Source organism: Variovorax sp. S12S4 (genome assembly GCF_023195515.1).
In the GTDB taxonomy this organism is placed as follows: domain Bacteria; phylum Pseudomonadota; class Gammaproteobacteria; order Burkholderiales; family Burkholderiaceae_C; genus Variovorax.
This window is the reverse complement of record NZ_JALPKR020000001.1, coordinates 1-13,554: the sequence shown is the minus strand read 5'-3', so window position 1 is coordinate 13,554 and position 13,554 is coordinate 1. Positions and strand designations below refer to the sequence as shown.

At 67.1% G+C, this 13,554-nt stretch carries 12 protein-coding genes and 2 pseudogenes; 9 read left to right on the top strand and 5 right to left on the bottom strand.

The window, feature by feature from the left end:
* Positions 1-87 precede the first annotated feature (87 nt).
* Both M0765_RS00070 and M0765_RS00065 read left to right on the top strand, forming a co-directional pair.
* Positions 88-618 (top strand): MarR family winged helix-turn-helix transcriptional regulator, encoded by a 531-nt coding sequence (locus tag M0765_RS00070; RefSeq protein ID WP_258501298.1) that lies wholly within the window; start codon positions 88-90, stop codon positions 616-618.
* Positions 615-1,844, top strand: a complete 1,230-nt coding sequence (locus M0765_RS00065; RefSeq protein ID WP_258501296.1) for a DUF418 domain-containing protein — start codon at positions 615-617, stop codon at positions 1,842-1,844. Before M0765_RS00070 ends, M0765_RS00065 begins: the two co-directional genes overlap by 4 nt.
* Here M0765_RS00065 and M0765_RS00060 read toward each other — a convergent pair.
* Genes M0765_RS00060 through M0765_RS00050 form a run of 3 tightly spaced genes read right to left on the bottom strand, consistent with a single transcriptional unit; the run spans position 1,820 to position 6,209 of the window.
* Entirely contained in the window at positions 1,820-2,917 is a 1,098-nt protein-coding gene (locus tag M0765_RS00060; RefSeq protein ID WP_258501294.1) for a mechanosensitive ion channel family protein, read from the bottom strand. The two genes, M0765_RS00065 and M0765_RS00060, sit on opposite strands and share 25 nt — an antisense overlap.
* Positions 2,914-5,148: an FUSC family protein gene (locus M0765_RS00055; protein WP_258501293.1), complete on the bottom strand. Its 2,235-nt coding sequence runs from the start codon at positions 5,146-5,148 to the stop codon at positions 2,914-2,916. Before M0765_RS00055 ends, M0765_RS00060 begins: the two co-directional genes overlap by 4 nt.
* Entirely contained in the window at positions 5,148-6,209 is a 1,062-nt protein-coding gene (locus M0765_RS00050; RefSeq protein WP_258501292.1) for an inositol monophosphatase family protein, read from the bottom strand. The genes M0765_RS00055 and M0765_RS00050 overlap by 1 nt, the downstream gene beginning before the upstream one ends.
* A 121-nt stretch (positions 6,210-6,330) precedes the next feature.
* Here M0765_RS00050 and M0765_RS00045 point away from each other — a divergent pair, with 121 nt between their 5' ends.
* Genes M0765_RS00045 through M0765_RS00035 form a run of 3 tightly spaced genes read left to right on the top strand, consistent with a single transcriptional unit; the run spans position 6,331 to position 8,456 of the window.
* Complete coding sequence (locus tag M0765_RS00045) at positions 6,331-7,062, top strand: RNA methyltransferase (RefSeq protein ID WP_258501290.1); 732 nt, start codon at positions 6,331-6,333, stop codon at positions 7,060-7,062.
* 58 nt (positions 7,063-7,120) lie between these two features.
* Positions 7,121-7,912 (top strand): serine O-acetyltransferase, encoded by a 792-nt coding sequence (gene cysE / locus M0765_RS00040; protein ID WP_258501334.1) that lies wholly within the window; start codon positions 7,121-7,123, stop codon positions 7,910-7,912.
* 7 nt (positions 7,913-7,919) lie between these two features.
* Complete coding sequence (locus M0765_RS00035) at positions 7,920-8,456, top strand: DUF4256 domain-containing protein (RefSeq protein ID WP_258501288.1); 537 nt, start codon at positions 7,920-7,922, stop codon at positions 8,454-8,456.
* Between the two features lie 44 nt (positions 8,457-8,500).
* On the opposite strand, the gene cadR is transcribed toward M0765_RS00035, so the two are convergent.
* On the bottom strand, positions 8,501-8,974 hold the full coding sequence (gene cadR / locus M0765_RS00030) for a Cd(II)/Pb(II)-responsive transcriptional regulator (RefSeq protein ID WP_258501287.1): 474 nt from the start codon (positions 8,972-8,974) through the stop codon (positions 8,501-8,503).
* Positions 8,975-9,046: 72 nt separating this feature from the next.
* Here cadR and M0765_RS00025 point away from each other — a divergent pair.
* Positions 9,047-11,324, top strand: a pseudogene (locus M0765_RS00025) (heavy metal translocating P-type ATPase).
* 34 nt (positions 11,325-11,358) lie between these two features.
* On the opposite strand, the gene M0765_RS00020 reads toward M0765_RS00025, so the two are convergent.
* Positions 11,359-11,937: a carboxymuconolactone decarboxylase family protein gene (locus tag M0765_RS00020; RefSeq protein WP_258501285.1), complete on the bottom strand. Its 579-nt coding sequence runs from the start codon at positions 11,935-11,937 to the stop codon at positions 11,359-11,361.
* Positions 11,938-12,060: 123 nt separating this feature from the next.
* On the opposite strand from M0765_RS00020, the gene M0765_RS00015 reads away from it, so the two are divergent.
* The 3 genes and pseudogenes from M0765_RS00015 to M0765_RS00005 all read left to right on the top strand — a co-directional run.
* Positions 12,061-12,399 carry a winged helix-turn-helix transcriptional regulator gene (locus tag M0765_RS00015; protein ID WP_258501283.1) on the top strand — a complete coding sequence of 113 codons (339 nt, stop codon included), beginning with the start codon at positions 12,061-12,063 and terminating at the stop codon, positions 12,397-12,399.
* A 34-nt stretch (positions 12,400-12,433) separates the two neighbouring features.
* Positions 12,434-12,952, top strand: a pseudogene (locus M0765_RS00010) (cation:proton antiporter); the annotation flags it as partial.
* Positions 12,953-13,052: 100 nt separating this feature from the next.
* Positions 13,053-13,554, top strand: a 502-nt coding sequence (locus M0765_RS00005) for a cation:proton antiporter domain-containing protein (protein WP_258501282.1), incomplete at its 3' end; no start/stop codon positions are given.

Here is a 13,554-nt window from a genome sequence, read left to right as displayed (position 1 = left end):
CGCTCGGCCCAGGTGCCGCGGCTGCGAACGACTTTAGAGACGCTACATTCGATTGATCTAATCAACCATCCCCCGGACTAACCCCAAATGACCGCGCCGCGCCGCCCGCTGGACGATTTGCTGCTGTACCGGCTGTCGCGCCTGCTGTCGGTGGCGGGCAGCATGGTCATCCGGCTGTGCGAGGGGCGCTTTGGCATTACCCGGCGCGAATGGCGGCTGGTTGCGGTGCTGGCAAGCCGCGGCGAGCTCAGTTCTTCCGAGCTGGCCGAGCATGCGCAACTGGACCGGGCCCGCACCTCCAAGGCGGTCGGTTCGCTGGTCGCCAAGCACCTGGTGTCGCGCGTGGTGCGGCCGGGCGACCGGCGGCAGGTGCGGCTGGGGCTCACCGAAAGCGGGCAGGCGCTGTATGAAGAGCTGTTTCCGCTGGTCACGCAAATCAACACCGAGCTGCTGGGCGCGTTGAGCGACGACGACGCGGCGCGGCTCGACGAGTCGCTGCACCGCCTGCACGCCCGGGCGGAGCGCATGGTCGAAGAGGCGGTGCTGCCCAAGGCAGACCGCGGCCGCCGCGGCGCGGGTGGCGCCAATCTACCCCTGAAGCCAAGAAAGCCTGAATGACGCCTGCCCCGAAAGAAACGACGAACGAGCGCCAGCACCTGGTCGATGCGCTGCGCGGCTTTGCGCTGCTGGGCATTTTGGTGGTCAACATCGCAAGCTTCGCATCTACCTACTACGGCCTGGGCATTCCCGATCCGCTCGCTGTTTCGCTGGCCGACCGCAGCGCCTCGTTCGTGCGGGCGTTTGTGTTCGAGACCAAGTTCTACCTGCTGTTCTCGTTTTTGTTCGGCTACAGCTTCACGCTGCAGATGCGGGCGGCGGAGCGCGACGGCAAGCGCTTTGCGCCGCGCATGGTGCGGCGGCTGGTGGGCCTGTGGGTCATCGGCGTGCTGCATGCCGTGGTGCTCTATTACGGCGACATCCTCACCACATATGCGGTGCTGGGCGCGGTGCTGCTGTTGCTGCGGCGACGGGGCGATGTGTTCATGGCGTGCGCGGCCATCGGGCTGGTGCTGCTTGTGTCGCTGGCGTGGGCCGCCGTTGGCTATCTGGTAACGCATGCGGACATGCGGCTGGCCAACGAAGCCGCCTACGCCGACGCGGCCAGGGCGCTGGCCGCCTACCGTGCCTCGCCGACCATGGTGATGGTGCAGCACCTGCGCGACCTGTCGCAGGTGTGGTGGATCACCGCGCTGGTACAGGCACCCGAGGCGCTGGCCATGTTCTTTGCGGGGTTCATTGCCGGCAAGCGCGGGTTGCTCGCGCATGCAGAGGCGCATGGCAAGCTGCTGCGGCGGGTGTTGTTCTGGGGCTTGCTCGTCGGCGTGCCGGGTGCGCTGGTCTATGCCTTGCCTGCCATGCGGCTGAACGATGTGGCGCGCCAGATCCAGGGCTTGGCGGCCACGCTGCTGACGGCACCGTTCCTGGCGGCCGCTTATGCAGCCGGCATGCTGCTGGTGTTCCAGACCGGGCCTGGCCGCGTGCTGGCGCAATGGCTGGCGCCTGCGGGGCGCATGGCGCTGTCCAACTACCTGCTGCAATCGCTGGTCTGCGCGTGGATCTTTCTGGCCTACGGGCTGCGGTGGATCGGCACCATCGGGCCGCTGGCAACCTTTGGCGTCGCATTGGCCATATTTGCGGGCAACCTGGTTCTGAGCCGCTGGTGGATGCAAAACTTTGCGTATGGCCCCGCGGAGTGGCTGCTGCGGGCGTTCACCAACCTGCAGCTGCCGCCGCTGCGCCGCCGCAGCCACGCTGCGGGTCAGCGCGGCGACGGCACGGGCTGACGCTGCATGTCCTGAGTGTCTTGCCGGCCCGGCTTGCCATCGCTTTCGATGCGCATCCGGGGCAGGAACTGCGGGTACTCCCGCTGCATGAAGTCGATGAGCCCTTCGCGCACCTTGCAGCGCAAATCGAAGGCAAGGCTGGAATTGCCGGCGGTGCAAAGCACCCGAATTTGCATGGTGCGCTCGGTGGCGTCGGTTACCTGCAGGTTGAAAAACCGGCCGTCCCACTCGGGCGCCGATTTCACGATGCGCTCGACCTCTGCGCGCAGCGGCTGCAGTGGCATGCCGTAGTCGGCATAGACGAAAACCGCGCCCAGCAGCTGCGACGAACTGCGCGTCCAGTTCTGAAAAGGTTTTTCAATGAAGTAGCTCAGCGGCAGGATCAAGCGCCGGTCGTCCCAGATCTTCACCACCACAAAGGTGCCGGTAATCTCTTCGACCCGGCCCCACTCGCCCTCGACCACCAGCACGTCGTCGATGCGTATGGGCTGGGCCAGCGCAATCTGCAGCCCGGCAATCAGGTTGCTGAACACCGGCTTGGCCGCCAGGCCGGCCACGATGCCGATCACGCCCGCCGAGGCCAGCAGGCTCGCACCCACCTGCCGCGCGCCCGGAAAAGTCATCAGCATCATCGCGCCGCCGGCCACCAGCACCATCGACATGGCGGTGCGCGCAAGCACGCGGGTTTGGGTGAGCACGCGGCGCGCGTGCAGGTTGTCTTCCACGTCGTACGGGTGCTGCGCGAGCACGCCGTCCGCAAAGCCGCTGATGGCCTTTACCGCCAGCCACGTGGTGGCGGCAATCAGCAGCAGGCCGTTGAGGTGCCGCACGCTGCCTATGAAGCGAAGATCGCTCGGCGCGGCCTGGAACACCAGCAGCAGCGCCAAAAGGGGCAGCACCACCCGCGCCACGGGTTTGCAGTTGATCACCATCGAATGCAGCGCGGGCGCCGGACGGGTGATTCGCATCAGCACAAGGCCGCCGAGACGGTGAACAAGCAGCGCGAGCGGAACGGCAATCACGGCTGCGAGCCAGGTGCCGAACCAGGGGTGGGCAAGCATCTCTTCGGTCATTGAGCGGTGGTCGTGGCTTGTGTCTCCAGGGGTTGAAGAATGCGCGCCGCGTCGTCGCGCAGCTGCGTAGCGAGTGCCGTGGCCAGATCGAGGCGGCGCAGCAGCCAGGGGCTGATGTCGTTGTCGAAGGGGTCTGGCAGGGGAATCGGGCCGCCCACGGTGGTGGAGCCGGGGCTTTCGGGCAGCGTGGGACCGGTGGTGGGCGCGGTGCCGATGGCTGCTTCGATGCGCTGTGCAGTGCGCGCGAGCGGGCCTTCGATTTCGCCCGGGGTGAGCCGGTCGCGCCGCAGCACGAGCATCGATTTTACGGCGCTGAGCTGCGCGAGCAACTGGTAGCTGTGCGCCTGCAGGTGCTCCAGCGGCTCGAGCGGCGGCTGCACCGCACGCGGCTCTGACAGCGAACGCTGCGTGGCCTGCACCAGCGCTGAAAGGCTGTCGTAGGCCTCGCGGCGCGCAAGCCGCCATTCGAGCTCGGGGCTGCTGTCGACTGCCTGCAGCTGGCCCAGGCCCAGCGCCAGGCGTGCATGGCGTGCCTGCGCCGTGAGCGTGCGCGCCACCAGCGCCGGAATCTGCCCGCGCTCCCATGACGGCAGCACATAGCAGAAGCCCCATGCCAGCGCGGCGCCGATGAGCGTATCCGCAATGCGCTCGAAGAGCGCAAAGATGGGCGCGGCGCCGGTGTTGAGCATGTGCGCCTGCAACAGGCCGAGCACGGTGGCCGCCACTGCCGTAATCAGGTAGCGCCGCACCGCAAAGCTGTGCGCAATGGCCTGCGACACCGTAACGAAGGCCAGCAGCAGCAGCGGCGACGGGTGCGCGGAAAGCAGGCCCACCGCCAGCACGCAGCCCAGCAGCGTGCCGGCCACGCGGCTGTTGCGCCGCTCCAGCGTTTGCGAAAGGCTGCCGCGCAGCACCACCACAATGGTCAGCAAGATCCAGTAGTCATGCGAACCCCAGGGCAGCGACACCGCAATGGCGTAACCGGCCGCAATGGCCAGCGCGGCGCGAATGGCATGCCGCAGCGGCGGCGCGTCCCAGCTCCACAGCGTGAGAAAGGGCCGCAGCGACCAGTCGGTCGGGCTCACGAACATCTGCCAGTTGGCCCGCACCACGGCCAGGTTGGGCTCGGCATCGCCGCGCGCCATGGCCGAAAGGCGCAGCACCTCGTCGTTGATGTGGCCGATGCGGCTTGCCAGGCCGCGCGCGAGCATGGCGGCGTTGGGGCCGGGCATGCCGTGGCTTGCCGCGTGCTCTTCGGCGGGAAGGTGAATCGATGCAAGGCGCGGCCGGCGGTCGGCCACCGGCTCGGGGTGGCGGCCCATGAGCAATGAGTCGCCGAGCGCGGTGGTTTCGTCGGCCAGCTCTTCGAGCACGCGGCGCATCTCGATGAGTGCCTCGGCATGCGCGGGGTGGCTCTTGAGCGCGTCCAGGTCGAGCTCGCTCGCAAGCAGCTGGTCGCGCATTTCGAGCACGATCACCAGCATGGCGGCCAGCCGCTGCCGGCGCGGCGTGCGCGGCGACTCGAGCACGATGTCGCGCGTGGCCTGCAGCTGGTCGGCCAGCGCGGCCTGTTCGCGCAGCAGCCGGCCGAGCAAGGGTGCAGGGGTTTCGCGGATGTCGCTCGTGTCGTCGCGCGGCGTGAACTGCGTGGCCTCGGTGCGCATTAGCGCGGCCAGCGAATACAGCACGTCCGACACCGACTGCACCCGGTAGCGCCCGTTAAGCGCATGGTTGGCCAGGTTGGCCCAGATCACGTAGAGGCCGGCGCCAAGGCCAAAGTGCCAGGTGCGCTCCAACGCCTCGGCCATGCCGCTCGGCGCGGGCGTGGCCATCGAGAAAACCATCGAGAACATCACCGCAATGGCAATGGGAATGCCGCGCTTGCCCCATGCCATGGCCAGAAAGGCGACGAAGGTGGCGGGCACCAGCACCAGCCCAAGGCGAATGGGCGCGGTGTGCAGCAGCTGCACCAGAAAGAAGAGCGGCAGCCCGATCAGCGGGGCCGGCAGCATCTGGAAGAACTTGCCGCGGCGCGGGCCGGGCAGGTCGGGCGGGGCGGTGACGATCACGCCCACCGCGGCTGCGGAAGCGGCAATGGTGCCGAGCCAAAAATGCGCGCCGGCCGAGATGACCAGCAGGCCGAGCGCAACGCTGAAGCCGTTGGCGACGTACTGGCTCAGCGCAACACGCAGCGCCGCACGAAAGCGAAGGGCGGCACCGGGCCCCTGCATCACTTGGCGGAAGCGTCGCCTTCGGAGGGGCTGCCGTCGGCAGGCGCGTCGCGGCGAATGCGCGTGAGTTTCCGCGACACCGGTGCTGCCGGCGCGGCCGCGGGAGCGGGCGCTTCGCCGTCGAGCGATGCGGCGGGCAGGTCGGGCACCGTGCTGCGCGCATACAGGTCGACCGATTCGTCGGCGTTGGGGCGCGCTGCGTCCGACACGGCGCGCACGCGGTCGCTGGCGCGCATCTTGTCATCGATGCCGGCAAACTTGGAATACTTGGCAAGCAGCGGCACCAGTTGGCCGTAGATGCGCGGGGCGCCGGCCAGGCATTCGCGCTGCTCCAGAAAGTCGGGCTCGCCCGTGAAATTGCCGATCAGGCCGCCGGCCTCGGTGACCAGCAGCGAGCCCGCGGCCACGTCCCAGGGGTTGAGGCCGGTTTCGAAGAAGCCGTCGGTAAAGCCGGCGGCCACGTAGGCCAGGTCGAGAGCGGCTGCGCCAGGGCGGCGCAGGCCCGCCATGCGGGGCATCATGTCGGCCATGATGGCCAGGTACTGCTTGAAGTTGTCGCCCGTGCGAAACGGAAAGCCGGTCGAAACCAGGCATTCGCTGAGCTTGGTGCGCTTCGAGACGCGGATGCGGCGCTCGTTCATGTAGGCGCCTCGGCCCTTGGTGGCGGTAAACAGGTCGTTGCGGCTCGGGTCGTAGATGACCGCCTGCTCGATCTTGCCGCGCACCGACAGCGCAATGGAAACGCAGTAGACCGGAAAGCCGTGGATGAAATTGGTGGTGCCGTCGAGCGGATCGATGATCCAGACGTAGTCGGAATCTTTTGCACCGTGCTGGGTGCCCGATTCTTCGGCCAGGATGCCGTGCCCCGGGTATGCGCCAAGCAGCGTTTCAATAATGGCTTGCTCGCTGGCGTGGTCGACTTCGGTGACGAAGTCGTTGACCTGCTTTTGCGAAATGCGCACGGCTTCGACGTCGAGTGCGGCGCGATTGATGATGGCGCCGGCGGCGCGTGCGGCCTTGACGGCCACATTGAGCATGGGATGCAGGTTGGGGGACGACATTCTGGATTGTGAGAAGAACGGTGGAGGAGGTCCCCTGGAGGCGACCCTGCGGCCCGGCGATGCGGGCGGCGAGAATCGGTCATTTTACCGGCTCCGCCCGTTTCGTGCCTCCAAACCCTCCATGCGCACCCGTTTTATCCTGATCCAGACCAGCCACGCAGGCAATGTGGGCGCCGCCGCCCATGCCATGAAGACCATGGGTTTCGACGACCTGGTGCTGGTAACGCCCCGGTGGGCCAACGTGCTGCGGCGGGAAGAAACCATCCAGCGGGCCAGCGGCGCGCTCGACGTGCTGAACAACGCCCGCATCGTCGAAACGCTGGACGAGGCGCTCGACGGGGTGACCCACCTGTGCGCCACCGCCATGGTGCCGCGCGACTTCGGCCCGCCCACGCGCACCCCGCGGGAACACCTGGAGCCGCTGGCACAGCAGGGCGACCAGCATGTGGCTTTTCTCTTCGGTTCCGAGCGTTTTGGCATGCGCAATGAAGACGTCTACCGCTGCAACGTGGCCCTGAGCATTCCCACCGACCCGAAGTTCGGCTCTCTCAACCTGGGGGCGGCCATCCAGGTGATTGCCTATGAATGGCGCCTTGCGCTGGGCGGCTACGCGGTGCGCGACGCCACGGCGCCGGTGCAGGCGGCCGATGCGAAGGCGGTGGCGGGCATGCTCGAGCACTGGGAGCGCTCATTGGTGGACATCGGCTTTCTGGACCCCGAGGCGCCGAAGAAGCTGATGCCCCGGCTTCAGCAGCTTTTCAACCGCGCCCAGCCCACGCCCGAAGAGATCCACATCCTGCGGGGCATCGCCAAGGCCATGGCCGACGCCGCAAACGGCCCGCGCAAGGGCTAAAACCCCATCGCGCGTGCGCGAAAGACTGCCGGCTTTAGACTGCGCGGCCCCTATCGATATAACGACAACAAAGGCAGCGATGTTCTCTCGTTTGCGCGCCGACATCCGGTGCATCCTCGAACGCGACCCGGCCGCGCGCAGCGCCTGGGAAGTGATCACGGTCTACCCCGGCTTTCATGCCGTGGTGCTGCATCGCTGGGCGCACGCTTGTTGGACGCACGGTTTCAAGTGGCCGGCCCGCTTTATCGCGCATGTGGCCCGCTGGCTCACGGGCATCGAGATTCACCCGGCCGCCAAGATCGGCGAGCGGGTGTTCTTCGACCATGCCATGGGCGTGGTGGTGGGCGAAACCGCTGAGATCGGCGACGGCTGCACCATCTACCAGGGCGTGACGCTGGGCGGCACCTCGCTCTACAAGGGCGCCAAGCGCCACCCGACGCTGGGGCGCAACGTGGTGGTGAGCGCGGGCGCCAAGGTGCTGGGCGGCTTCGAGGTTGGCGACGGCGCCAAGATCGGCAGCAACGCGGTGGTCATTAAGCCGGTGCCTGCCGGGGCAACGGCGGTGGGCATTCCCGCGCGCATCATTCCGTCGAAGGCGGGCGAGAGCGCCGATGTCGCTGCGCCGCAGAAGTTCTCGGCCTACGGCATCACGCAGGAGGACGACCCGCTCAGCCAGGCCATGCGCGGGTTGATCGACAGTGCCGCGGGGCAGGAGCACCAGATCGCGCTGCTTTGGCAGGCCATCGAGAAGCTGTCCGCGCACCCCGGCACCAAGGACTGCGTGCCCTGCGACGCGGCGCGCGACGAGAGCTTCGAGGCGGAGAAGCTCACCCAGCTCATAGGCAAATAGCAGAACCATGAAGACGCAAGAACTGCTCCAGACATTGCAAGCCCGCTTCGAGAAGCACATGCAACGCCACAAGGGCGTCGCATGGGCCGACGTTCAGGCAAGGCTCGAAAGCAACCCCGCTGCGGTGAAGTCGATTGGCGCCATGGAAGAAACCGGCGGTGAGCCGGACGTGATCGGCCAGGACAAGAAAACCGGGCAAATCGTGTTCTGCGACTGCGCCCCCGAGAGCCCGACAGGCCGCCGGAGCCTCTGCTATGACCGTGAGGCGCTCGACGCGCGCAAGGAAAACAAGCCGCAGGACAACGCGCTCGGCATGGCGGCCGCCATGGGCATCGAGCTGTTGACGGAAGAGCAGTACCGGGAGCTGCAGAAGCTCGGCAAGTTCGATGCGAAGACTTCCAGCTGGATCAAGACGCCGCCTGACGTTCGCTCACTTGGCGGAGCGCTCTTCGGCGACTACCGCTATGGCAAGGTGTTCGTGTATCACAACGGTGCCCAGTCTTACTACGCGGCAAGAGGCTTTCGCGGGTTGCTTCGCGTGTGAGCACGCGGTCGATGTGATCGCGCCCTGGATCACGTCAGGGCATATCAAGACGAGCGTTTGGCGGATGTGCTGTGCAGCGAGCCGTGCACATGCCCCGCGTGCTGCCCGAAGGGCTCCGTGGCGAGCGTGGCGGTGTCCAGCTCTTGCAGGATGCCGCAGTTCTGCGCCGACTCGGCCCCGCAGCATTGCTGGCGGAGCGCCTTCAGCTGCTTTTCCAGCAGCTTCAGTTCCGAGATGCGGGCGGCCACGTGGCCGATGTGGTCGTCCAGCAGCTGGTTGACCTGGCCGCAGTCTTCGCCCGGCGCATCGCGGAACCGCAGCAGGCTGCGGATTTCATCGAGCGTCATGTCCAGCGAACGGCAGCGGCGGATAAAGCCCAGCCGTTGCGCGTGCTCGTCGTCGTAGATGCGGTAGTTGCCTTCGGTGCGCGCCGGCTCGGGCAGCAGCTGCTCGCGCTCGTAATAGCGGATGGTTTCGACCGGCGTGTTCGCGACCTTGGCCAGTTCTCCGATTTTCATGATGCGGCAAGAACGAAGTGAAGGAATTTGTCGTTTGACTCTACACCTGCTTCAGGGTTTCCAATTGTCTTCATGACGAACCAGAATGCCCTGAAACCCTTGGCGCCGCACGCCCACGCGCCTGCCGAAACGGCCTGCTGCGGCAACTCCGCGTGTGGATCAACGACCGCCGCCCCCATCGCAGCTGTCGACACCGCCGATGTTCCGAAGGGCGCCTTGCTCTTTCGTATTCCCACGATGGACTGCGCCGTGGAAGAGTCGGAAATCCGGCGCGCGCTCGAGCCCGTTCAGGGCATCAGCGGGCTGCGCTTCCGGCTCGGCGAACGCACCATGGCCATTACGGCCGATGAGGCCACGTTGCCCGATGCGCTGGCCGCCATTCGCAAGGCGGGGTTCAAGCCCGAGCCGCTGAACGACGTGGCGGGCGGGCAGCCTGCCGCCGACGGAACGGCGCGCGCCACCGGCTTCATGACGCCGGAACTTATGCGGCTGGTTGCCGCGCTGGTGCTGGCCATCGCGGCCGAGACGATTTCCTTTCTCGCGCCGGAGGGCGCCGGGTTCACTGCGATGGAGATGGCGCTTGCGCTCGGAGCCATCGGCCTGGCCGGGCTCGATACCTACAAGAAGGGCTTTGCGGCACTGGTGCGCGGGCGGCTGAACATCAATGCACTGATGGCCGTGGCCGTGACGGGTGCCTTCCTGATAGGCCAATGGCCCGAGGCCGCGATGGTGATGGCGCTCTATGCCATTGCCGAAATGATCGAGGCCCGTGCCGTCGATCGCGCGCGCAATGCCATCCAGGGGCTGCTGGCGCTGGCGCCCGAGCAGGCCGAGTGCGGCAGCCCGACGGCAGCTGGAATACGGCGAAGGCCGACACCGTGGCGCTGGGCGCCGTTGTGCGCATCCGCCCCGGCGAGCGCGTGCCGCTGGACGGCGTCGTCACCCAGGGAACCAGCGCCATCGACCAGGCACCCGTCACCGGCGAGAGCATTCCGGTCGACAAGTCGGCTGGCGATGCGGTGTTCGCGGGCACCATCAACCAGACGGCCGCGCTTGAATTCCGCGTGACGGCGGTGGCAGCCAACACCACGCTGGCCCGCATCATCCATGCGGTCGAAGAGGCGCAAGGCTCACGTGCGCCCACGCAGCGCTTCGTCGACAAGTTCGCGTCGGTCTATACGCCCGCTGTCTTCGTGCTGGCCATTGCCGTGGCGGTGCTCACGCCCTGGCTCATGGGCTGGACCTGGCTGCAGGCCGTCTACAAGGCGCTGGTGCTGCTGGTCATCGCGTGCCCTTGCGCGCTCGTCATTTCGACGCCCGTCACCGTGGTGAGCGCGCTGGCTTCGGCGGCGCGGCGCGGCATTCTGATCAAGGGCGGCACCTACCTCGAAGAGGCGCGCAAGCTGAAGGCGGTGGCGCTCGACAAGACGGGCACCATCACCGAAGGCAAGCCGCGGCTGGTCGAGTCGAGCCTGATCGGGACCGCGGCTGACAAGGATGCGGTCTTTGCGGTTGCGGCAAGCATCGCAAGCCGTTCTGATCACCCCGTGTCCAAGGCCATTGCCGAGGGCCTGGAGATCGAAGCGCTGGAGGTCGGAGACTTCACGGCCCTGCCGGGGCGCGGCGTACAGGCCACGCACGGGGGCCAAGCCTATGTGCTCGGCAACCATCGGTTGATCGAGGAGCGGGGGCTGTGCACCCCGGCGCTCGAAGCCGAGCTGAAGCGCCATGAAGAAGCCGGGCGCACCGTCACGCTGCTGGCCTCCGGCCGGAGGTGCTCGCGCTGTTTGCGGTGGCCGACACCATCAAGCCCTCTTCGCAGGCCGCCATGGCCGAGCTTCGCTCGCTCGGCGTCACGCCCGTGATGCTGACCGGCGACAACGCCGCCACGGCCCGGGCCATCGGCGCGCATGCGGGCATCGACGACGTGCGTGGCAACCTGCTGCCCGAAGAAAAACTCGACGCTGTCAAGGCGCTCCAGCAGCGCCACGGCGTGGCCGGCATGGTGGGCGACGGCATCAACGATGCGCCCGCGCTCGCCCAGGCGGACATCGGCTTTGCAATGGGCGGCGCCGGCACCGACACGGCCATGGAGGCGGCGGACGTGGTCATCATGAACGACGACCTGCGCCGCCTGCCCGAGACCATTCGCCTGTCGCGCCGGGCGCACTCGGTGCTGTGGCAGAACATCACGCTGGCGCTGGGCATCAAGGGCGTGTTCTTCGTGCTTGCGGTGTTCGGCAGCGCCACCATGTGGATGGCGGTGTTCGCGGACATGGGGGCGAGCCTGCTGGTGGTGGCCAACGGACTGCGGTTGATGCGCATGCCGAAGGCGAGTGACGGCGGCTGAGGCTACCGGGGAGCAGGCGATCGAAAGCCTGGCCTCACCAGCGTGCGGCCCATTTTTCAAGCGGCACGCGCGCCGCGTTGCACACGTAGCTCACGGCGTGGTACCAGCCCGCAAGCATCATCAGCTCGATGAGCTGCGGTGGGCTCCAGTGGGCGCCCAGAGCCTCCCACAGCGCGTCGTCCACATGGCTGGTGTCGTGCAGCTGATCGACCAGCTGAACCAGCAGGCGGTCCCGGGGTGCGAGCAGTTCGAGGTCTTCGGTGACCGAGGCCATCACGCGCCTGTCGGTGGCGCTGAAACCGGCTGCATCGCCAAACGCCGCGATGTGCACACCCCATTCGTACTCCGCGCCGCAGCGCGCGCACACGCGCGTGATCACCACCTCGCGGTCGCGCAGGTCGATTGCGGCTTTGCGGCCGAGAAGATAGCGGCCGAGTCCCAGCGTGCGCTCGGCCAGTTCGGGGTTGATGGCCAGCACGCGGAACAGCGCTAGAACTTCTGCTCTTCCGGGCGGGTTCATTCGCGCCAGCAGGTCGGCAATCGGTTCGGGGTAAGGCGCTTCGAGCGGCCGGATGCGGGGCGCGCTGTTGTCTGTTGCCGCGAGGGTCGTCATGGTCGAATCCTTCGTAGAATGCGGTTCAAATCGCTACGAAAAGCGTAGCGACGTTTGCAGTCTATCGCTACGAAATGCGTAGCGCAAGAGAAGCCCAGGACCTGATTTTTTGAAACTCGCCTCATGAGCAAAGCCGAAGCCCCGCATGAACCAATGGCCCCTGCTGCATCGCGCCGACCGGTGATGCGGCTGCTCGAGCAACTGGGCCGCAAGGGCACGCTGCGCATCTTGTGGGAACTGCGCGATGGCATGCCGCAAAGCTTCAGGGCCTTGCGTGTGAGCACGGGTGACATGTCGCCCTCGGTGCTGAACGACCGGCTCAAGGAACTGCGCGCGGGCGGCATCGTTGCGCTGGCCGACGCGGGCTACGTGCTGACCGAATCGGGCGGTGAACTCGTCAAGCGGCTCAAGCCGCTCAATCAATGGGCCGATCGTTGGTTCGAAGCGTCTGAACAAAACTAACATCGCGTATTCCCCTTCACCCGCGCTCTGGTCCATGTCCGCCACCTCTCTCCTGCTGCAACTCATCGTCATCCTGAGCACAGCGCGCATCTGCGGCTGGGTGCTTCGCCACGTGGGCCAGCCGAGCGTGGTCGGCGAAATGGCGGCCGGCCTCATGCTCGGGCCGGTCGTCATGGGGGCGCTGTTTCCTTCGCTGCATGCGCAGCTTTTCTCCAAGAGCCACCTCGAGGGGCTGTCGTCGCTTTCGACGGTGGGCCTGGTGCTCTTCATGTTCGTGGTGGGGCTCGAACTGCGGGCCGCGCAGGGCGTGCGCGCGCAGCTGAAGGCCGCCGGCTACGTGGGGGCGCTCAGCGTTGCCGTGCCGATGGTGCTGGGCATTGCAATCTCGCCGGCCTTGCATCCGTCGCTGGCGCCGGCGGGGGTGGGCTTCTGGCCGTTTGCGCTGTTCATGGCAGCGGCGCTTTCGATAACCGCGTTTCCTGTGATGGCGCGCATCCTGAAAGACCGCGGGCTCACGCGCACGCCATTCGGCCAGCTTTCGCTGAGCGCGGCGGCGGTGGTCGACGTGTTCGCGTGGATCTTGCTGGCGCTGGTGGTGGCCCTCGCGGGCGCGGGGCGAGGGCTACACCGGCCTGCTCAAGACCACGGCAGGCGTGGTCGTGCTGCTGGCTGTGCTGTTCTTCGGCATGAAGCCGGCCTTCGCATGGCTGCTGCGCACGCGCGCGCCCAACGGCGAGCCTTCGACCACCATGATGGCCTCGCTGATGATCGGCCTCCTGGTGTGCGCACTGGCAACCGAATGGCTGCACCTGCATGCCGTGTTCGGCGCCTTCCTGTTCGGCGCCTGCCTGCCGCGCGACGACCGTTTGCTGAATTCGCTCACCGAGCGCATCGAGCCGATTTCCATCGTGGTGCTGATGCCGCTGTTCTTCGCGCTGGCGGGGCTGGGAACCACCGCCAATGCCTTTACGGGCGCGAGCGTGGGCGCAATGCTGCTGATCGTCGGCGTGGCCACCATCGGCAAGCTGGCCGGTGGGGCCATCGGCGCGCGCATGGCGGGCTACGGATGGCGCGACAGCCTTGCCACCGGTTCGCTCATGAATGCGCGCGGGCTGATGGAGCTCATCGTGATGAAGATCGGCCTGGACGCCGGCG